Annotated in this window: 18 protein-coding genes and 1 riboswitch; of the genes, 7 read left to right on the top strand and 11 right to left on the bottom strand. The window is 60.5% G+C overall.

The features are described from left to right. The first annotated feature begins 103 nt into the window (after positions 1 to 103). Genes ACYVHK_RS18095 through ACYVHK_RS18085 form a run of 3 tightly spaced genes read left to right on the top strand, consistent with a single transcriptional unit; the run spans position 104 to position 3,076 of the window. Positions 104 to 1,390, top strand: coding sequence for an acetyl-CoA C-acyltransferase (locus ACYVHK_RS18095; RefSeq protein WP_460534951.1), 1,287 nt, complete (start codon positions 104 to 106; stop codon positions 1,388 to 1,390). Between the two features lie 17 nt (positions 1,391 to 1,407). Beyond that, the gene (locus ACYVHK_RS18090) at positions 1,408 to 2,031 is read left to right on the top strand and encodes an AAA family ATPase (protein WP_460534947.1); all 624 of its coding nucleotides are present in this window, start codon (positions 1,408 to 1,410) and stop codon (positions 2,029 to 2,031) included. 4 nt (positions 2,032 to 2,035) lie between these two features. Further along, positions 2,036 to 3,076 carry a CobW family GTP-binding protein gene (locus tag ACYVHK_RS18085; RefSeq protein WP_460534944.1) on the top strand — a complete coding sequence of 347 codons (1,041 nt, stop codon included), beginning with the start codon at positions 2,036 to 2,038 and terminating at the stop codon, positions 3,074 to 3,076. Here ACYVHK_RS18085 and ribB read toward each other — a convergent pair. The 10 genes from ribB to rpmH form a co-directional block, all read right to left on the bottom strand. After that, on the bottom strand, positions 3,065 to 3,745 hold the full coding sequence (gene ribB / locus ACYVHK_RS18080) for a 3,4-dihydroxy-2-butanone-4-phosphate synthase (protein WP_460534942.1): 681 nt from the start codon (positions 3,743 to 3,745) through the stop codon (positions 3,065 to 3,067). The genes ACYVHK_RS18085 and ribB overlap by 12 nt on opposite strands. Before the next feature lie 124 nt (positions 3,746 to 3,869). Further along, positions 3,870 to 4,020, bottom strand: a riboswitch (FMN riboswitch). Positions 4,021 to 4,169: 149 nt separating this feature from the next. After that, positions 4,170 to 5,552: an NAD(P)(+) transhydrogenase (Re/Si-specific) subunit beta gene (locus ACYVHK_RS18075; RefSeq protein WP_460534940.1), complete on the bottom strand. Its 1,383-nt coding sequence runs from the start codon at positions 5,550 to 5,552 to the stop codon at positions 4,170 to 4,172. Between the two features lie 10 nt (positions 5,553 to 5,562). After that, complete coding sequence (locus tag ACYVHK_RS18070; RefSeq protein WP_460534938.1) at positions 5,563 to 5,937, bottom strand: proton-translocating transhydrogenase family protein; 375 nt, start codon at positions 5,935 to 5,937, stop codon at positions 5,563 to 5,565. A gap of 73 nt (positions 5,938 to 6,010) precedes the next feature. Continuing rightward, a complete protein-coding gene (locus tag ACYVHK_RS18065) occupies positions 6,011 to 7,138 on the bottom strand; it encodes an NAD(P) transhydrogenase subunit alpha (RefSeq protein ID WP_460534936.1) in 1,128 nt (375 codons plus the stop codon). Between the two features lie 593 nt (positions 7,139 to 7,731). After that, positions 7,732 to 8,247, bottom strand: a complete 516-nt coding sequence (locus ACYVHK_RS18060; RefSeq protein WP_460534934.1) for a hypothetical protein — start codon at positions 8,245 to 8,247, stop codon at positions 7,732 to 7,734. 45 nt (positions 8,248 to 8,292) lie between these two features. Next, positions 8,293 to 9,642: a tRNA modification GTPase gene (gene mnmE / locus ACYVHK_RS18055; protein ID WP_460534932.1), complete on the bottom strand. Its 1,350-nt coding sequence runs from the start codon at positions 9,640 to 9,642 to the stop codon at positions 8,293 to 8,295. 237 nt (positions 9,643 to 9,879) lie between these two features. Then, entirely contained in the window at positions 9,880 to 11,556 is a 1,677-nt protein-coding gene (yidC, locus tag ACYVHK_RS18050) for a membrane protein insertase YidC (RefSeq protein ID WP_460534930.1), read from the bottom strand. Between the two features lie 23 nt (positions 11,557 to 11,579). Further along, positions 11,580 to 11,789, bottom strand: a complete 210-nt coding sequence (gene yidD / locus ACYVHK_RS18045; protein WP_460534928.1) for a membrane protein insertion efficiency factor YidD — start codon at positions 11,787 to 11,789, stop codon at positions 11,580 to 11,582. Further along, the gene (gene rnpA / locus ACYVHK_RS18040) at positions 11,774 to 12,127 is read right to left on the bottom strand and encodes a ribonuclease P protein component (RefSeq protein ID WP_460534926.1); all 354 of its coding nucleotides are present in this window, start codon (positions 12,125 to 12,127) and stop codon (positions 11,774 to 11,776) included. The genes yidD and rnpA overlap by 16 nt, the downstream gene beginning before the upstream one ends. Positions 12,128 to 12,136: 9 nt before the next feature. Beyond that, a complete protein-coding gene (gene rpmH / locus ACYVHK_RS18035; protein ID WP_072426848.1) occupies positions 12,137 to 12,271 on the bottom strand; it encodes a 50S ribosomal protein L34 in 135 nt (44 codons plus the stop codon). 260 nt (positions 12,272 to 12,531) lie between these two features. On the opposite strand from rpmH, the gene dnaA reads away from it, so the two are divergent. From dnaA to gyrB, 3 genes are all read left to right on the top strand, one after another. Then, a complete protein-coding gene (gene dnaA / locus ACYVHK_RS18030) occupies positions 12,532 to 13,929 on the top strand; it encodes a chromosomal replication initiator protein DnaA (protein WP_460534923.1) in 1,398 nt (465 codons plus the stop codon). A 203-nt stretch (positions 13,930 to 14,132) separates the two neighbouring features. After that, the gene (gene dnaN / locus ACYVHK_RS18025) at positions 14,133 to 15,239 is read left to right on the top strand and encodes a DNA polymerase III subunit beta (RefSeq protein WP_460534921.1); all 1,107 of its coding nucleotides are present in this window, start codon (positions 14,133 to 14,135) and stop codon (positions 15,237 to 15,239) included. A gap of 135 nt (positions 15,240 to 15,374) precedes the next feature. Further along, entirely contained in the window at positions 15,375 to 17,771 is a 2,397-nt protein-coding gene (gene gyrB / locus ACYVHK_RS18020) for a DNA gyrase subunit B (RefSeq protein ID WP_460534919.1), read from the top strand. A 609-nt stretch (positions 17,772 to 18,380) separates the two neighbouring features. On the opposite strand, the gene ACYVHK_RS18015 is transcribed toward gyrB, so the two are convergent. Next, positions 18,381 to 19,448 carry an ImmA/IrrE family metallo-endopeptidase gene (locus ACYVHK_RS18015; RefSeq protein ID WP_460534917.1) on the bottom strand — a complete coding sequence of 356 codons (1,068 nt, stop codon included), beginning with the start codon at positions 19,446 to 19,448 and terminating at the stop codon, positions 18,381 to 18,383. A gap of 89 nt (positions 19,449 to 19,537) precedes the next feature. Here ACYVHK_RS18015 and ACYVHK_RS18010 point away from each other — a divergent pair, with 89 nt between their 5' ends. Then, entirely contained in the window at positions 19,538 to 19,771 is a 234-nt protein-coding gene (locus tag ACYVHK_RS18010) for a DUF2188 domain-containing protein (protein WP_460534915.1), read from the top strand. The last annotated feature ends 238 nt before the right edge of the window (positions 19,772 to 20,009 follow it).

The following is a 20,009-nucleotide window of genomic DNA, read 5'->3' as shown; positions in this document are numbered from 1 at the left end:
GGCGCCTTCCCGCCACAGCCCACCTACCCCCCCGGGTAGGCAAGCGCTTGGCAGGTCGCGGCAACGGGGTACACTGGCGTTTTTCCGTCCGGGATTCCCCACCATGTCCGATCGCAGCCTGCGCCGCGTTGCCATCATCGGCGGCAGCCGTATTCCTTTCTGCCGCTCCAACACCCTCTATCACGACCAGTCCAACCTCGACATGCTCACCGCCGCCATCAATGGCGTGGCAGACAAGTTCGGTCTCGCCGGTGTAGAGATCGGTGAAGTCGGCGCCGGTGCGGTGATTTCGCACTCCAAGGACTGGAACCTGACGCGCGAGGCCGTGCTCTCCTCCAAGCTCTCACCGCTGACCACCGCCTACACGGTACAGATGGCTTGCGGCACCAGCCTGCAGGCCGCAGCGCAACTCGGTGGCAAGATCGCCACCGGCCAGATCGACAGCGCCATCGCCGCCGGCACCGATACCACCTCGGACGCACCCATCGTCTTCAGCCGCAAGTTCGCCCAGCGCCTGATCAAGGTCTCCAACGCCAAGACCTTCGGCCAGAAGCTCGCCGCCTTCGCCGGTTTCCGCCTCAAGGAACTGAAGCCCTTCTCGCCGAACGCCGGCGAGCCGCGCACCAAGATGTCCATGGGCCAGCACTGCGAAATCATGGCCAAGGAATGGCATATCAAGCGCGAGGACCAGGACAAGCTCGCCTACGACAGCCACAAGAAGGCCGCCGCGGCGCTGTCCGGCGGCTTCTTCGACGACCTGATCGTGCCCTTTGCCGGCGTGAAGCGCGACAACCACCTGCGCCCCGATACCACGCTGGAGAAACTGGCCACGCTCAAGCCCGCCTTCGATCGTGAATCCGGCCAGGGCACCCTCACCGCCGGCAACAGCACCCCGCTGACCGACGGCGCTTCCGCCGTGCTGCTGGCGTCCGAAGACTGGGCCCGCGAGCGCAACCTGCCGGTGCAGGCCTACCTGACCTACGTCAAGACCGCCTCGGTCGACTTTGTCGCCGGCGAAGGCCTGTTGATGGCACCGACGGTCGCCGTCGCCCGCCTGCTCAAGGACGCCAACCTCACGCTGCAGGATTTCGACTTCTACGAGATCCACGAAGCCTTCGCCGCCCAGGTGCTCTGCACCCTCAAGGCCTGGGAATCGGACGAGTACTGCCAAAAGCGCCTCGGCCTGCCCAAGGCCCTTGGTAGCATCGATCCGGCCAAGATCAACGTGGTCGGCAGCTCGCTGGCCTTCGGTCACCCTTTCGCCGCGACCGGTACCCGCATCCTGGCCAACCTCGGCAAATTGCTGGAACAGCGCGGCAGCGGCCGTGGCCTGATCTCCATCTGCACTGCCGGTGGCGAGGGGATTGCTGCTATCGTGGAACGTCCATGAATCAAAACTAAGCTGCCATGCAGACCATCCTGATCGCCAACCCCAAGGGCGGCGCCGGCAAATCCACGCTGGCGACCAATCTGGCCACCTACTTTGCCTGGCAAGGTCGCAAGGTCAGGTTGGGCGATCTGGATAGGCAGCAGTCCGCCGGCTACTGGCTGAGCCTGCGCTCGGCCAGCTTCCCGCATATCGGCCACTGGGATTGCAGCGAGAACGATCTCGACAAACCACCGAAGGGCACCGAGATCGCCATCCTTGATACCCCTGCCGGCCTGCGCGGCAAACGGCTCGAAGCCGCCCTCAAACTCAGCGATCGCATCCTGGTCCCGGTCCAGCCCTCAAGCTTCGACATGTGGGCCAGCCAGGACTTCTTCGCCCGCCTGGCCGAGGAAAAACAGGTCCGCAAAGGCAAGGTCGAGATTGGCGTGGTCGGCATGCGGGTCAAGGCCAATACCCGCACCAGCCAAACCCTGCTCGATTTCCTGGCCCAATTCGAGCTGCCCGTCCTGAGCTCGCTGCGCGACACCCAGTACTACGTCCAGACCCTGCCACGCGGCCTGGGCCTGTTCGATCTACCGGCGACACGGGTCCCGCGCGATCTGGAACAATGGCAGCCGATACTCGATTGGCTACAGGCGTAAACAAGTGAACAAGCAACGTGTACCGGTGAACCTGATCACCGGTTTTCTGGGCGTGGGCAAGACCACCGCCATCCGCCGTCTACTCGCGAACAAACCCGCTGATGAATACTGGGCCGTGCTGGTCAACGAATTCGGCGAGGTCGGCATCGACGGTGCCGCCATCGCCGCCAGCGGCGAAGCACTCAACGTGGTCGAAGTCCCCGGCGGCTGCATCTGCTGCACTACCAGCCCCATGCTCAAGGTCAGCCTCACCAAGCTGCTGCGCCAACGACGCCCGGACCGGCTGATCATCGAACCCAGCGGCCTGGGCCACCCGGCCGGCATCATCGACGTGCTGCGTGACGAATACCTGATCAAGGCGCTGGATGTGCGCGCCACCGTCACCCTGGTCGACCCGCGCCAGCTCGACGACAGCCGCTACACCACGCATGAGGTCTGGCGCGACCAGATCGCGCTGGCCGATGTCCTGATCGCCAACAAGTGCGACCGGGCCGATGCGTTTCACGTGGATCGTTTTCTCGCCATGGCCCGCGCCATGTTCCCGCCCAAGCTGGCCGTGCTCACCACCAGCCAGGGCGAATTCGACCCCGCCCTGCTGGATCTGGCCGAGGATCCCACCCCGGTCGATGCCACGGCGCCGCGCCACGACCTGAGCCCGCGGCCACGCAAGTCCCCGGACAGCGAGATGGCAGATGAACCTGCCACAGACGGCATCTATCCCCAGATCAAGAGCCGTAGCGAAGGTGATCAGGCCAGCCGTGGCTGGCTATGGCAGCCGGAAGCCCGCTTCTCGGCAGAGCGCCTGGCCCAGCTGTTCCAGCAACTGCACGACCACGCCGCCTACGCGCTGCCACCGGTCCAACGCGCCAAGGGCGTGTTCCATACCGATCACGGCTGGCTGCTGTTCAACTGGGTGGGGGGCGAAACCAGCGCGGTAGAAATCGCCTGGCGCCGTGACAACCGCGCCGAATTGATCGTCGCGGCTGCCGAGCCAGACTGGCAGCGCGTTGAGACCGCGCTGCTCGCCTGCCTGCTAGAGGGCTAGGGCGACCGCTTCCGCCGTCGCGTCCTGTTCCATCAAGCTCGCCCGCTGCCACTGCACCAGGTCCTCGATGGTCGCGACCGGCAGTGCACGCGCCTGGGCGTAACGGATCAGCTCGTCGCCACGCATCATGCTGCCATCCTCATTGGTCAGCTCGCACAGGATGCCGGCCGGTGGCAAACCCGCCAACTGCGCCAGGTCGACCGAGCCCTCGGTATGGCCGCGCCGTGCCAGCACACCGCCCGGTTGCGCCCGTAAGGGGAAAACATGGCCAGGGCTGACGATCGCACTCGCCTGACCGGACAGCGCCGCCCGGATGGTCGTCACCCGGTCGGCCGCCGATACCCCGGTCGTAACACCCTCACGTGCTTCGATCGACACGGTAAACGCCGTGCTGAACCGGCTCTGGTTGTCGCTCACCATCGGTGGCAAACCCAGCCGCGCAATCGCATCCGCCGGCAGGCACAGGCAGACAATGCCGCTGCAATCGCGGATCAGCTGCGCCATCTGCGGTGTGGTGACGGTCGCCGCCGCAAAGATCAGGTCCGCCTCATTCTCGCGGTCCTCATCATCGAGCAACACCACGCCCCGACCCTCGCGGATCGCAGCAATGGCAGCACGTATCCGGTTGGCCGGCGTGCTCTGGGCAAAATACTGTTGGAACAAACTCATGGGTAACGCTCCTTGTCGGATAGATGGCAAAGAAGCGTTCAGGGCGCGGGGGCCCCTATCCTTGCGGATAACGACCACCCAATAAGATGCGCGCACGGCCCTCCTGGGAAGGCAATGCGTACCACCTCGTCTTCTCTCATCCGGACTATGACCGTCGGCTCTGGCTTTGAACCAGATCTGCTGACCCTGCATTCGCATGCAGGCGCTCGCGGGCTTGGCGCGATCCTTTGCACCCTACCGCCGGTGGGGAATTTCACCCCGCCCTGAAGACGCACCGCCCAGGTTGGGCGGCAGGCAAATCTTAACTGCCCCCATTCCCTACTCGCAACACGGACAAGCACCGCAGACCAATCATGGGCAAAAAAAGACCGCCTCCTTTTAGGGGCGGTCTCAAACGTCCTTAGACGGTCTCTCGAAAGGGCGGTCAGTGTGCGACCGCTTTGATCATGTCCTCCACCACCTTCTTGGCATCGCCAAACACCATCATGGTCTTATCCATGTAGAACAAATCATTGTCCAACCCGGCGTAGCCCGCACTCATGGAGCGCTTCACCACAATCACCGTACGGGCCTTGTGCGCCTCCAGTATAGGCATGCCGTAGATGGGGCTGGCCTTGTCCCGCTGTGCCGCCGGGTTCACCACGTCGTTGGCGCCAATCACCAACACCACATCAGTATTGCCGAAGTCAGAATTGATCTCCTCCATCTCCAGCACCTGCTCGTAAGGCACCTCGGCCTCGGCCAGCAGCACGTTCATATGGCCCGGCATGCGGCCAGCCACCGGGTGGATGGCATAGCGCACGTTCACGCCCTTCTCGGTCAGCGCCTTGGCAAACTCCTGCAGCGCATGCTGGGCGCGGGATACCGCCAAGCCATAGCCCGGCACGATCACTACCGCATCCGCATTGCCCATCATGAAAGCCGCGTCGTCCGCACTGCCCGACTTGTAAGGCCGCTGAACCGCCTCGCCACCACCGGCCGCCGCCTCCTCGCCGCCCATGCCGCCACCAAAGATCACGTTCAGCAACGAACGGTTCATGGCCTTGCACATGATGTAGCTGAGGATGGCGCCGGACGAACCCACCAACGAGCCCGCGATGATCAGCACCGAGTTGTTCAGGGTAAAGCCGATACCCGCCGCCGCCCAGCCGGAATAACTGTTGAGCATGGACACCACCACCGGCATGTCCCCGCCACCGATCGGCGCGATCAGGAAGTAACCCAGCACGACCGAGAAGCCGGTCATGATCCAGAACGAGCACAGGTTTTCGGTCACGAAGTAGTGCGCGCCAAAGCCCAGCATCCCCAGTGCCAGCAGGATCTGCACCGGCTTCACCCAGCCACCCTTGAGCGGCTTGGCTGCCAGCTTCGCGCTGAGCTTGCCCCAGGCCACGACCGACGCGGTAAAGGTGATCCCACCGATAAAGCAGCCGATGAACAACTCCACGCGCTGCACCGCGTTGTGGTGTTGGTCGGTGTTCTGCACCGCCGCCAGCGCAATCAGCACGGCCGCGAGGCCCACCAGCGAATGCATCATCGCCACCGTTTCCGGCATCTGCGTCATCGGCACCGTCTTGGCCCGATAAGTACCGATCACCGCCCCAGCGATCATGGCCAGGCCGATCAGCGCAAAGTTGGGGCTCGGTGCGATCACCAGCGTCACCAGCACCGCCAGTGCCATGCCCACCATGCCATAGCGGTTACCGGCAATCGCCCCGGTCGGGCTGGACAGCCCCTTCAGGGTCAGGATGAAAAGTATGGCGGCAACCAGGTAGATCCAGTCTGCGTATTGAGCAATAAGGTTCATCTTGCGCGCCTCACTTCTTCTTTTTCTTGAACATCTCGAGCATCCGCGATGTCACCGCGAAGCCGCCGAAGATATTCACACTGGCAAGAAACACCGCCACCGCGCCGAGCACCGAAGTCAGCGTGATGTGCTGCCCGCCGATATCCACCGTCTGCAACACCGCACCCACCACAATGATGGACGACAGCGCATTCGTCACCGCCATCAAGGGCGTATGCAAGGCCGGCGTCACGCTCCACACCACGTGGTAGCCGATAAAGATCGCCAGGATAAAGATGGTGAATGTCGCCACGAACGGCGTCTGTACCAGTTGCTCCACCGGCATGCTCGCCGCCGAACTGGCGGCCTGCGTCGCGACTTGCGCGACAGTTTCTGCACTACTCATGAACTTGCTCCCCTATCTGTCATCGCTGCTGCCCGGGGCCCGACGCGCACGCCGGCACCGCACAGCGCTCACATCAGTTGGCCTGGCCGAACAACACCTGCCCGCCGTGCGTCACCAGGCTGGCCGCGACAATGTCGTCCTCCCGGTTCACCACATAGCCTTTTTCCTTGTCCAGGATCAGGCCGGCAAAATTGAGCAGGTTGCGCGCATAGAGCGCCGACGCATCGGCTGCCACCAGGCCGGCCAGATTGCCGTAGCCCACCAGCTTCACACCGTTGTCGGTCGTCACCACCTCGTCGAGCTTCGATAACGGGCAGTTGCCGCCGTTTTCCACCGCCAGGTCCACCAGTACGCTGCCGGGCTTCATGCCCGCCACCGTCTCGGGCTTGATCAGCACCGGCGCTGGCCGGCCAGGGATCAAAGCCGTGGTGATCACGATATCGGCATTGCGGGCATGCTTGTCCACCAGCGCCGCCTGGCGCTGCTTGTAGTCCTCGGACATCTCGCGCGCGTAGCCGCCGGCCGTCTCGGCCTGCTTCTTTTCCTCGTCGTTCAGCGGCACCTCCACGAACTTGCCGCCCAGGGATTCGACCTGCTCCTTGGCCACCGGCCGCACGTCGAAGGCCTCCACCACCGCCCCCAGCCGCTTGGCCGTCGCAATGGCCTGCAGGCCGGCCACACCCGCGCCCAGGATCAGCACCCGCGCCGGCTTCACCGTCCCGGCGGCCGTCATCATCATGGGGAAGAAACGCGGATAGAACTCCGTCGCCAGCAGCACCGACTTATAGCCGGCGATATTGGCCTGGGAAGACAGCACATCCATGGCCTGCGCCCGCGTCGTGCGCGGTACCAGCTCCATGGCGTAGACATCCAGCTGCTTCGCCGCGTAATCGGCCAGCAGGCTGTTGCGATAAGGATCGACCAGCGCCACCACGGCCGCGCCGGATTTCAGCGGTGCAATCTCGTCGGCCAGCGGCGCCCGGACCTTGAACACCACGTCCGCCTCCGCCACCGTCGCCGCATAGTCGGCCGCAACGCGGGCACCGGCCTCGGTAAACGCCGTATCGGGGATGGCAGACGCCACGCCGGCACCGCTTTGCACGGTAACCGTGTGACCCATGCCCACATACTTCTTGACCGTCTCTGGGGTAGCCGCCACGCGTGTCTCGCGGCCGCCTTCCCGGGGGATGGCTATCTTCATTCAAAACACCTCGCCTGTTTTCATTTCCAAATCGAAGGCCCGCAAAGCCTTGGATTTGGCAACGAAGCCCGCCAGACAGCGGACGGACAAACCGACCCCGCACACGGCAGGGATCACACAGCGCGGGTTGCAGAAGCTGCACCCGTCTCAATGTAGTTTGCGAATTGGCATGCTGCAGCCCAACTGAGCGTCAGGCTGTGAATCGTCGAACGATTCCGCTTACCGCCGCGGATGGCGGCGAGGTGCAGGGAAGACGGCGTCTGGCCGGTCCCGAGACCGATACCACCGGATGTAGTGGTATCAGAAAGGTTTCAAACAAGCGTTTGAACGATAACCCTATTCAAGCACGGATAGCCCGGCTTGGGAAGATGCTGCAAGGCAGCATGCCCCCGCTACAACAGTTCCAGGGAAAACGAAGTCTGGAAGCAAGCCCCGATCGGCCGGTTACTTCCAAGAAATGGCGACACGGCCGGTCGCGCAGCGACACCCAACGTAGGGTGGGTTACGGAGCAAAGCGACAACCCACCAACCCGGCCCAAGGGGCCTATCCTTACATGGCTTCTCAACAAATCCCTGGATTGAGACTCAAGCCATTAGCTTTTCGTGCCAGCACGTTCCTTCAGATCCGGCCAATCCCGAATAGATAGCAATGGGTAAGCACGCAGATACTCGGCTGTAGATTCGTATACGAACCAGTTGCCAACTTGCTTCCGTGTTGCACACGGCATTTCACCATGGTCGCGATGGGAAATAAGGAAGTGGCACCGACCTATGCCACCTAAGCCATAGCGCAATGCACCACCTGATATCGCTTGAGCCGTATTAAAGCGGAACCAGTCAGGCGCCATGGTCAGGTCACAGCAGCAAATTCCCTCATAGGAAAAATGGACCACACCTCCCCACTCCTCGGGGTTAAAACCTAGTCCATGATCCGGCCCACAAAGCGTAAATGCTGTCTGAGGTGGCAAGCCCGTTGCTACGGTACGCCCTTGTTGTTCCTCGACCAACATGCGCCACAATTTTTCATCCTTGAACGGACACGCGACGGAATGAACGGTATCCAACTGTATGAGGTGCTCTATCAGTTCGTATTGCTGTGGCGTGAACACTGCTGACTCTCCCTCATATTGCGCCGAAACTCCCTAAGTTCAGGGCTACTTCCCAATACAAAACCGGCTGAAAATCTCACCCAGCAAATCATCCGCGCTGAACTCGCCGGTAATGCTGGAAAGATCGTTCTGCGCCAAGCGCAACTCCTCGGCAAACAACTCCACCTGCTGCCACACCACCGCAGCGGTATCGAGGTGCTCACTCGCCCGGCGGATCGCATCCAGATGCCGCTCCCGCGCCAAAAACACCCCGGCGTCCGATCCCCCCCAACCCACCATCTCCAGCAAGGTGCTCTTCAAGGCATCGAGACCCAGCCCCGCCTTGGCCGACAAACGCAGCACCGGGTGGCCATCGTCCTCACCATGCCCCACCACCTCGCCGGTCAGGTCCACCTTGTTATACACATGCACCCGCGGCAACTTTTCCGGCACCCGCGCCAGGATGGCCAGGTCATGCTCGGTAATCCCCTCGCGGCTGTCGATCAGCAACAAAGCCAGGTCGGCCTTCTCCACCGCCGCCCAGGTACGGGCAATGCCGATACGCTCCACCGTATCCTCGGTCTCGCGCAGGCCGGCGGTATCGATGATATGCATCGGCACCCCATCAAGCTGGATCAGCTCGCGCACCGTATCGCGGGTCGTGCCGGCAATATCGGTCACGATCGCCACATCTTCGCCCGCCAGCGCATTCATCAGGCTGGACTTACCCACATTCGGCTGGCCGATCAACACCACATGCATGCCCTCGCGCAGCAGGCTGCCCTGCTTGGCGGTACGCAGTACGGTCGCGAGCTGGCTGTGGATGGATTTGAGCTTGCCGCGCGCATCGGCGGCCTCCAGGAAGTCGATATCCTCCTCCGGGAAATCCAGCGTCGCCTCCACCAGCATGCGCAGGTTGATCAACTGCTCCACCAGCGTGTGGATCTCCTTCGAGAACGCCCCCGCCAAAGACCGCAAGGCCCCACGCGCCGCCGCTTCCGATCCGGCATCGATCAGATCTGCCACGCTCTCGGCCTGGGCCAGGTCCAGCTTGTCGTTCAGGAACGCCCGCCGGGTAAACTCCCCCGGCTCCGCCAGCCGCGCGCCCAGTTCCAGGCAACGGCGTAGCAGCATCTGCATCACCACCGGCCCACCGTGGCCCTGCAGCTCCAGCACATCCTCGCCGGTAAAGGAATTCGGCCCGGGGAAGAACAGCGCCAGCCCCTGGTCGATCAACTCCCCGCCCGCATCACGAAAATCCGCATAGTGCGCATGCCGCGGCTTCAATGCCTTGCCGGCCAGCGTCTCCGCCATGTCCCTCAGATCCGGCCCGGACACCCGCACCATCCCCACCCCACCCCGGCCGGGCGCAGTGGCAATGGCAGCTATACGGTCACGACGGGCTACTTGGCTCATGGCTTGGATACTTTCACGGGGTCCAGAAACAACTTTGCCGCCCTGAGGCGGCAAAGTCGAGTGATTCATCATGGCTGGATCGAGTCGCTAACGAGCCCCCCTGGCGAGGCTCCCTCGCGGCGGCGAGGGCGGGGGGAGTGGACTCGATAAAGCGGGGCATGTTTCAGCATCGGATGGCTTCAAACACCCGGCTTTGCCGGGTGCTGAGCTATCGGTTGATTAGCCCCTAACGGCTGATTAGCCCGCCTTGGCTTTATCTTCCCGGGCAATCATCCGGTTGATAAACCACTGCTGCGCGATCGAGAAGCTGTTGTTCACCACGTAGTACAGAACCAGACCAGCGGGGAAGAAGAAGAACATCACCGAGAACACCAGCGGCATGATCTTCATCATCTTGTCCTGCATCGGGTCGGCCGACGGCGGGCTGAACAGCGTCTGCACCCACATCGTCACTGCCATCAACACCGGCAGCACGAAGTACGGGTCAGCCACCGACAAGTCGGTGATCCACAGCGTCCAAGGTGCCTGGCGTAGCTCTACCGCGGCCAGCAACATCCAGTACAGGCCGATGAAGATCGGCATCTGCACCAGCACCGGCAGACAGCCCGACAGCGGGTTGGCCTTCTCGGTCTTGTACATCTCCATCACCGCCTGCTGGAACTTCATACGGTCGTCGCCGTACTGTTCCTTCATCTTCTGCATGCGCGGTGCCAGCTTCTTCATCTTCGCCATCGAGCGGAACTGCGCCACCGACAGCGGATACAGCGCCAGCTTGATCAGCAGGGTAAAGACCACAATGGCCCAGCCCCAGTTGCCCACCAGCAGGTGGATCTTCGCCAGCACCCAGAACATCGGCTCGGCGATCACCTTGAAGATACCGTAATCCTTCACCAGGTCGAGGCGGTCAGCCGCGGCCTGCAGGGCACGGGTCTCTTGCGGGCCGGCGAACAGCGGCACGTCCAGCACCGTCGTCGCACCCGGCGCAATGGCCGGGACCTGCACGATCGCACCGGCCGAATACACCAGGCCATCACCCACAGCCTTCACTTCAAAGCGGCAGGCGGTCGTGGCACAGACATTGGCGCCACCGTTGGGCGAGAGCAGCCAGGCGGTCGCAAAGTAGTGCTGCAGCATCGCAACCCAGCCATCGTTACCGGTCTTGGCGTAGTCCGCCTTACCCTTGTCGATGTCCTTGAACGCCACCTTCTGGAACTTGCCGATCGTGCTGGTATACACAGCCGGGCCGGTAAAGGTGGAAGCGCCCAGATGGCCGCCGCTACCCTTCGGGTCCTTGTTGTCGCGCAGCAGGCGGTAGTACGCCTCCAGGCTCAGCGGGGCAGTCGTACCATTGGTGATCTCGTACTTCACGTCGATCAGGTAGCTGCTGCGCTTGAAGGTATAGATCTTCGCCACCTTCACGCCGTTGACCGGCGCAGCTTCCAGACGCACCGCCACGCTGTCCTGGCCATCGGCCAGCTTCACGTCGTTCACCGTGCTGGTGAACAAGGTACGGTGGGTCGGCAGGTTGGGCATGCCGTTCTTCAACAGACCGGTCTGTGCCACATAGGTATGTTCAGCACCCGGGCCGTCCTGGAACAGCACGAACGGCGCCTTCGGCTCGTCATGCTCGCCGTGCAGCTTCAACGTCAGCCTGCGCAGGTCGCCACCCATGGTGTCGATCTCGGCATTCATGAAGTCGGTGCTGACCTTGATACGGCTGCCATTCTGCAAGCCGTTATCGGCAACAGCAGGTTGGGTGGTCGCGGTGCCATCAGCAGCAACACCAGCCGCAGCCGGTTGGCCAGCGGCGGTCGTCGCCACAACCGGGGTCGGCTTGGGCGCAAACCAGTGCTGCCAGCCAAACAAGATGGCAAAGGACAGCACGACAAAAACGATAAGGCGTTTGGTATCCATACGCGGAGGGTCTCGTCAGGGGATCAGGGCACGGGGTCGTGCCCCTGGCCGCCCCAGGGATGGCAGCGGCAAAGCCGCCGGATTGTAAGCCATCCGCCGCGGCACGTGCCATGCCGGCGCAAGGCCTCGATGGCGTACTGCGAGCAACTGGGGGTATAGCGGCAATTGGCGCCCAGCACAGGGCTTAGCGTGTAGCGGTAAACCTGGACCAGAAAGATCAGGAGTCGCGACATGGCATGACCCTGCCAAGCAGGCGCAACAAGGCAGCCCTGGCTTCGGCCGCCTCACTACGATGGAAGGAGCGCTTGGCACGCACGATCAAATCCATACTGCCGTACCCGTCCGCCTCGTGGCGGAACAGATCTCGCACAGTACGCTTGATGAAATTGCGGCCCACAGCACGGCGCTCAACCTTTTTTGAAACCACCACACCCAGCCGCGCACGGCCCAATGTGTTGGGTTTGACCCAGACCTGGAAGAACCCATTGGCCTGGATACGGCGCAAACTAAAAACGGATGAAAATTCATCCGTTTTCAATAGGCGTTGCTGCCTGGTAAAGCGCTGCGTCAAACGTTACGCTCAGACCGACAGGCTATGACGACCCTTGGCGCGGCGTGCGGCCAGAACGGCGCGACCACCACGGGTACGGCTACGGACGAGGAAGCCGTGGGTGCGCTTGCGACGGATAACGGAAGGTTGGTAAGTACGTTTCATGGCAATGGCCCCTGAGACTTGTTCGGTCGGTGTGAAGAAACGTGCGATTAGACTGAAAAAACCGTTATGTGTCAATGGCCTTATTTTCCACAGCCTGTGGATAAGCCTGTTGAAAGTGACTAGAATAAGCGGCCGATTAACCCTGCTGTTGCACCTGTTCTGGCACCCAGCAGCAGATCGCCGGCTGCGCCCCCACAAGGGAAAACGCATCGGTATGCCGTTTGCATAACAGTTCGGCCGCGTCCAAGATTCACAATAATATGACATCACCCGTCGACCAATTTTGGCCGAACTGCCTGGAGCGGTTCGCCGAAGAATTGTCCGCGCAACAATTCAACACCTGGATCAAGCCACTGGCTTGCACGGTAGAGAACGAGGCGGTGTCGCTGTACGCCCCTAACCAGTTCTCCCTGCAATTCGTGCGGGATCGTTTCCTCGTCCGTATCGAGAAGTACGCCCACGAATTCTTTGGCGAAGCCGGTTGCAGCATCGAGCTCAAGGTCGGCGAGACCAAGCCCCGCCCCGCGTCCCCCGCCGCCAGCAATGGCAACGGCAAGACCGCACCTGTTCCACAGGCCCCGGCCGTGATCGGCGCCAACCGCCCGAACCAGCCACGCCAACTGGCCATGGCCAACGAGACCACCCGTCTCAACCCCAATTTCACGTTCGAGACCCTGGTGACCGGTAAGGCCAACCAGCTCGCACGCGCCGCCGCCATCCAGATCGGCGAGAACCCCGGCTCCGCCTACAACCCGCTGTTCGTCTACGGCGGCGTCGGCCTCGGCAAGACGCACTTGATCCAGGCCATCGGCAACCTGGTGCACCAGCACCGTCCGGACGCCAAGATCCGCTACATCCACGCCGAGCGCTATGTGGCCGACGTCGTCCGTGCCTACCAGCACAAGGCCTTCGACGAGTTCAAGCGCTACTACCACTCGCTCGACCTGCTGCTGATCGACGATATCCAGTTCTTCTCCGGCAAGAACCGCACGCAGGAAGAATTCTTCTACGCCTTCAATGCGCTGATCGAAGGCCATCGCCAAGTCATCATCACCTCCGATCGCTACCCCAAGGAGATTGAAGGCATCGAAGACCGGCTGATCTCCCGCTTCGGCTGGGGCCTCACCGTCGCCATCGAACCGCCCGAGCTCGAAATGCGCGTCGCGATCCTGCACAAGAAGGCCGAGTCCGAAGGCTTCAAGCTCGATTCCAGCGTGTCCTTCTTCATCGCCAAGCACATCCGCTCCAACGTGCGCGAGCTGGAAGGCGCCCTCAAGCGCGTCCTGGCCTACTCACGCTTCACCGGTGAGCAGATCACGCTCGAAGTCGCCAAGGAAGCCCTCAAGGACATCCTCGCCTCCGGCAACAAGCTCATCTCGGTCGAGAACATCCAGAAGACAGTCGCCGACTTCTACAAGATCAAGGTCGCGGACATGCACTCGAAAAAGCGCACCCGCGATATCGCACGGCCCCGGCAGATCGCCATGGCACTGGCCAAGGACCTGACCCAGATGAGCCTCCCGGCCATCGGCGAAGCCTTTGGCGGCCGCGATCACACCACCGTGCTGCATGCCTGCAAGACCATCGCCGCGCTCAAGCAAAGCGATAGCACGATGAATCATGATTACAACGTTCTGGCGCAGATTCTTCGCAATTGAGAACTTGCGAATAACGCGGCAGAAAATGTGGATAAGCTCTGTATCTGAACCTAGCCCAAAAAGCGGACACAAACCGTGCACAGGGCGAATACAAAGCTATCCACAGCGAGATTTGGCTGTAAGGCACTGAAGCGAAAACGGAAATCGGGTTTTCCACAGAAACTGGCAGCACTTATTTATCTATCTTCAGGAACTACTTACTTATGTTGCTGATACAAGCAGAACGCGATTCCCTCCTCAAGCCACTGGCTACCGTCACCGGCATTGTCGAACGTCGCCACACCTTGCCCATCCTCTCGAACGTGCTGATCTCCAAGCAGAACGGTCAGCTCAGCTTCCTGGCGACCGACCTGGAAATCCAGATCACCACCGAACACCCCAGCACTGAAGGCGGCGACTTCCAGCTCACCGTCTCGGCCAAGAAGTTCCAGGACATCCTGCGTGCCATCCCTGATGGCGCCACCGTCACCCTGGATCAGGACGACAGCCGTCTCACGGTCAAAGCCGGCAAGAGCCGCTTCAACCTGCAGACCCTGCCCGCACCGGACTTCCCCAAGCTCGCCATCGACACCAACGTGAAGAGCGTGATCAAGCTGCCGCAGAGCCAGCTCAAGCAGCTGATCAGCCGCGTGCAGTACGCCATGGCACATCAGGACATCCGTTACTACCTCAACGGCCTGTTTATCCTGACCGAAGGCAAGGAATTCAAGCTGGTCGCCACCGATGGCCACCGCCTGGCCTTTGTCGCCAGCGAGCTGGAAAACGAAGTCGAGCGCAACGAAGTCATCCTGCCGCGCAAGACCATCGTCGAGCTCTACAAGCTGCTGGCCGATATCGACGACGAAGTCACCATCGAGATCGCACAGAACCAGGTCAAATTCAGCTTTGGCCACATCGTCATCCATTCAAAGGTCGTCGACGGCAAGTTCCCGGATTACAATCGCGTTGTGCCGACCGGTAACGACAAACTGGTACCGCTCAATCGCCTGCAACTGTTGGCCTCGCTGCAACGCGCTGCCATCCTCTCGAACGAGAAGTTCCGTGGCGTACGGCTGGTACTGAGCGACGGCGTGCTCAAGATCATTTGTAACAACAGCGAGCAGGAAGAAGCGACCGAAGAACTGGAAATCGCCTACCAGGGTGATCCGCTCGACGTCGGCTTCAACATTGGTTACCTGCTCGATGTATTGACCAATCTGGACCACGAAGCCCTGGTGTTCGCCTTTGGTGACCACGCCACCAGCTCCACGCTGGTGACCGTGCCCGAAGAACCCAACTTCAAATACGTTGTGATGCCAATGCGCATCTAAGCGCGATTGGTTCAAGCAAGCCGGCCAGTGTGGCCGGCTTTGGCATTTTTATCAGGACAGGGCATGTCCGTAGATTTGCTCATTTTTTGAGCAAGGTTCTGCAGGCAAAGCCCGATAGCAGTCAGGTGGATAGTGATGAGCGATCAGGAATACGGCGCAGACAGTATCAAGATGTTGAAAGGCCTGGAGGCCGTCCGTAAGCGCCCCGGCATGTACATCGGCGATACGCAGGACGGCACGGGTCTGCACCACATGGTGTTCGAAGTACTCGACAACGCCATCGACGAAGCCCTCGCCGGCCATTGCAACGAGATCAAGGTCATCATCCACCCCGACAACTCGATCTCGATCGAGGACAACGGCCGTGGCATCCCCACCGCCATCAAGGAAGACGACGAATTCAAGCGCTCCGCCGCCGAAATCGTCATGACCGAGCTGCACGCCGGCGGCAAGTTCGACCAGAACAGCTACAAGGTCTCCGGTGGTCTGCACGGCGTGGGTGTCTCCGTCGTCAACGCCCTGTCCGATTGGCTGCGCCTCACCATCCGTCGCGATGGCAAGGTCCACAGCATGGAATTCCGCCGTGGTGACCGCGTCGAACCGCTGAAAGTCACCGGCAACACCGAGCACCGCGGTACCGAAGTCCACTTCCTGGCCTCGGTCGAGACCTTCGGCCTGGTCGAGTTCCACTACGAAATCCTCGCCAAGCGCATCCGCGAACTGAGCTTCCTGAACAACGGCGTCGCCATCGTGCTGACCGACCGTCGCAACGGCAAGGAAGAGAACTTCTCCTACGCCGGCGGTGTAAAGGGCTTCGTCGAATACATGAACCGCAACAAGACCGTCATCCACCCCAAGATCTTCTACGGCGAGGGTGAAAAGGACGGCATGAGCGTGGAAGTCTCCATGCAATGGAACGATTCCTACCAGGAATCCGTCCAGTGCTTCACCAACAACATCCCCCAGCGCGACGGCGGCAGCCACATGACCGCACTGCGCCAGGTGATGACCCGTACCCTCAACACCTATATCGAGAAAAGCGAGCTGGCCAAGAAAGCCAAGATCGAAACCGCTGGCGACGATATGCGTGAAGGCCTCACCTGCGTGCTGAGCGTCAAGCTGCCCGACCCCAAGTTCAGCAGCCAGACCAAGGACAAGCTGGTCTCCAGCGAAATCGGCCCGGTGGTGAACGAAGTCGTCAGCGACGCACTGAATGACTTCCTGCAAGAAAACCCCATCGACGCCAAGATCATCGTCGGCAAGATCGTCGAAGCCGCGCGCGCCCGTGATGCTGCCCGCCGTGCCCGTGAACTGACCCGCCGCAAGGGCGTCATGGACGGCCTGGGCCTGCCCGGCAAACTGGCCGACTGCCAGGAAAAAGACCCCGCCCTCTCAGAAATCTACATCGTCGAGGGTGATTCCGCCGGCGGCTCCGCCAAGCAAGGCCGCGACCGTAAGTTCCAGGCCATCCTGCCGCTGCGCGGCAAGGTGCTGAACGTCGAACGCGCCCGCTTCGACAAGCTGATCTCCAGCGAGCAGATCGCCACCCTGATCACCGCCCTAGGCTGCGGCATCGGCGCGGACGATTTCGACATCGCCAAGCTGCGCTACCACCGCATCATCCTGATGACTGACGCCGACGTGGACGGCGCCCACATCCGTACCCTGCTGCTCACCTTCCTGTACCGTCAGCTGCCCGAGCTGGTCGAGCGCGGCTACATCTACATCGCCCAGCCGCCGCTGTACAAGGTCAAGCACGGCAAGAACGAGCAATACCAGAAGGACGACCAGGAACTGAACCAGTACCTGCTCAAGCTCGCCCTGAGCGGCGCCCAGATCGTCCCGCGTGAAGGCGCCGAGGCACTGGAAGGCCCGGCCCTGGATGCCATCGCCCGCCAATACCTGCTGGCCCAGGCCGTCATCGAGCGCGAAAAGCGCCTGATCGACCCGGTCGTCCTGTACGCCCTCCTGAAGTCCGGCCCCATCGACGTCAGCTCCGAAGCCGCAGCCCAAGCCTCGGCCAACATGCTGATGGCCACGATCGCCGATCCCGCCTACGTGCTGGAACCCGTCCACGACGACAAGAACGACGCCTACATCCTGCGTCTGAAAAAGGTCGTGCACGGCAACATCTCCATGCAGTACCTGGATCACGACTTCCTGCAGAGCGGCGACTACCTGCAGCTACGCCGCACGGCCGACGTCCTGGCCGGCCTCCTGGGCCCCGACGCCGTCGTCCTGCGCGGTGAGAACAGCAAGAAGGTCACCGAGTTCGGCGACGCCCTGGAATGGCTGCTGAACGAAGTCCGCCGCAACATGACCATCCAGCGTTACAAGGGGCTGGGCGAGATGAACCCGGAACAGCTCTGGGAAACCACCATGGACCCAACGGTCCGCCGTCTGATGAAGGTACAGATCGAAGACGCCATGGCGGCGGATGACATCTTCACCACGCTGATGGGGGATAACGTGGAGCCACGTCGGGCGTTCATTGAGCAGAATGCTTTGATTGCGCGGAATATTGATGTTTGATTTGTGTAGGTTTGTCGGGTGACAGAGATACTGCTAAGAGTGCCAAGTTAATGAAGCGCTGTTGACAGATTTAGTGCAAAAAGCCTTACCAACGGTAAGGCTTTTTTTATCCTAGGCTCATTGTCGCCAGCGCGTCATTCTTGCCTCAACTTCATCGCGAGGAAGTCGCGCGCCCCGATGACTGAGTATGCTCTCTAGTCCATTGGCTAGTGTCTGTGTGGGTACGCCTCGCTCTTCCATGCGATCCATAAGCCATAGTAATCCGAACACAGTCGCGCCTTTTGAGGCTGCTTCAGTACGTAGTGCTTTATCACCCGACATCAGGCAATGGTTCGGTCGAAGCGAGCAAACCAGTGCAAAGCAGTCTGCTAAGGAAAGAGCCGGTCGCTCTGACTTTACTTGCTGTGCTACTGATACTTCTTCGGGTGTCAGTTCAACGACACCCATACCCAAAGAGCGCAGGTATGGCCCGTTGAAATTTGCCAACTCCCGCCCATAGAGTAAGTCAGGCACTACCATCGTTATTTCGCAAGAAAATGCAGTGGCCAGGAGGCCCGCTCGTTCTAAATCGATCAAAACAGAAGTGTCGGAGACAAGAAGGATCAAGATTTACACTCCGATCCCCATCAGTCGAGCGTCAAGCTCACGAACACTGATTCTCAAAAGTTCGGCAGCTCTGGATTCCGAGATTGCTCCTTCTGCTACCGCCCTAAAGCACATCCTCTCCATTCTTTGTGGCACCTCTGGTGCTAACTTAAATGGTTCATCCGAGCCTTGGCTATTCCAGCCCAGTGCTTTTATCTGCCCAAATAGGCGGCCATAGGTAGCTTTGGTGATTACGCCAAGTTGTGAACAACGCACTACCAGACAAGCGATGCTGACCTTGAAGACTTTCTTCAGCTCTACTAGTTCGCCAAGTGAGATAGAGGTTCTATGCTGGCCAAGCAAACGAATCATCATCTCCTTCGCCATCAAAAAAGCACCGGCAAATCGATCTGCGGCCTTTTCCTGATCAATATCACTAAGTCCTGCGAAGCGGAGTACAAGATGAGCTAGCTCATGGGCAAGCGTGAAACGTTGCCGCTCGCCGTTATGGCCCTGGTTCACCACGATGACAGGCACATCATCCCTAGCTGGCCGACTTACGTGGGCTTTCGATCCAGAAACTTTCTCTGGTAACCCCAGCGAGATGACTTTGATGCCCTTTTCCTCAAGGAGCTCAGCCATAGACTGGATAGGATCGATACCGAGCTCCCAGTGTTTTCTTAATGAATCAGCAGCTCGCTCGGCATCCTCAATACTCTCAATGAAAAAGGCGGCGTCATCGACTAGTTGCCATACGTCACCGGTATCTGGCATCAGCTCTTCCAGTTCGAGGTAACGCTCGACTTGGTCCAACACTGCGGACTCAACGGCACGCTCTTCTTTCGGACCAGCTTGCGGACCTTTACGGAAGTCAACGCCGGTCAGCTCAATTTCCTGACTACTGAGCAAGTACTCCGGGGTGACGTCCAAGGCCTCGGCCATAGCCAGCAACGCGGTTGAGCCTGGCATCATCTCATCGCGTTCGTACTTACCGATCGCTTGCGCAGAAACGTGCCCTTGGATGCGAGCTTCGAGTTCTCGCAGGGAGAGTCCTTTAGACTCCCGGGCACGTTTCAGTCGGTTTCCAATCATGGTTTACTCCCGACTAGTTGGTTTACATATTGACTGATTGAATTGTGCTTTGTAAACTTCAAATCGTCAAGTCTGATAGGAGGTAGGTAATGGCAATCCGCAACAATGTTCATGTTGTACGGCGAGGTAGTCAGTGGGGCACCTTGCGGGAAGGCGGGCTGCGTGCGACGCAGATCTTCGATACTCAGCAGCAGGCAATCGATGCCGGTCGTCAGATGGCAAAGCATGGTCAAGGTGAACTACTGATTCATGGAGAGAACGGGCGCATCAGGGCCAGGGACTCGTACGGTAACGATCCAATTCCGCCGAAGGACAAACGGTGATCTGTCTAACTGGCGCACTGCCTGATTGAGAAGAAAGGGGAAGGAAATGCAAATGCAGAAATGAAACGAGGCAAGCTTGGAAGCTTGCCTCGAGTGAAACCAGCAAAGCGCTGACTTCGGGTTTGGTCGCCTAAGAGTCTGTCGTTGCTGGTACTTCCTGTCAAGTTTCCCCCACGGTTTTCCGTCCATCGCAGTCGAAGCATTCGGCAAGCGAGGGAACAATTTATCCTAAAGGAAA

Source organism: Chitinimonas naiadis, from assembly GCF_054780835.1.
Note: the sequence above shows the minus strand (reverse complement) of the source record. Positions and strands in the feature narration are given on the sequence as shown.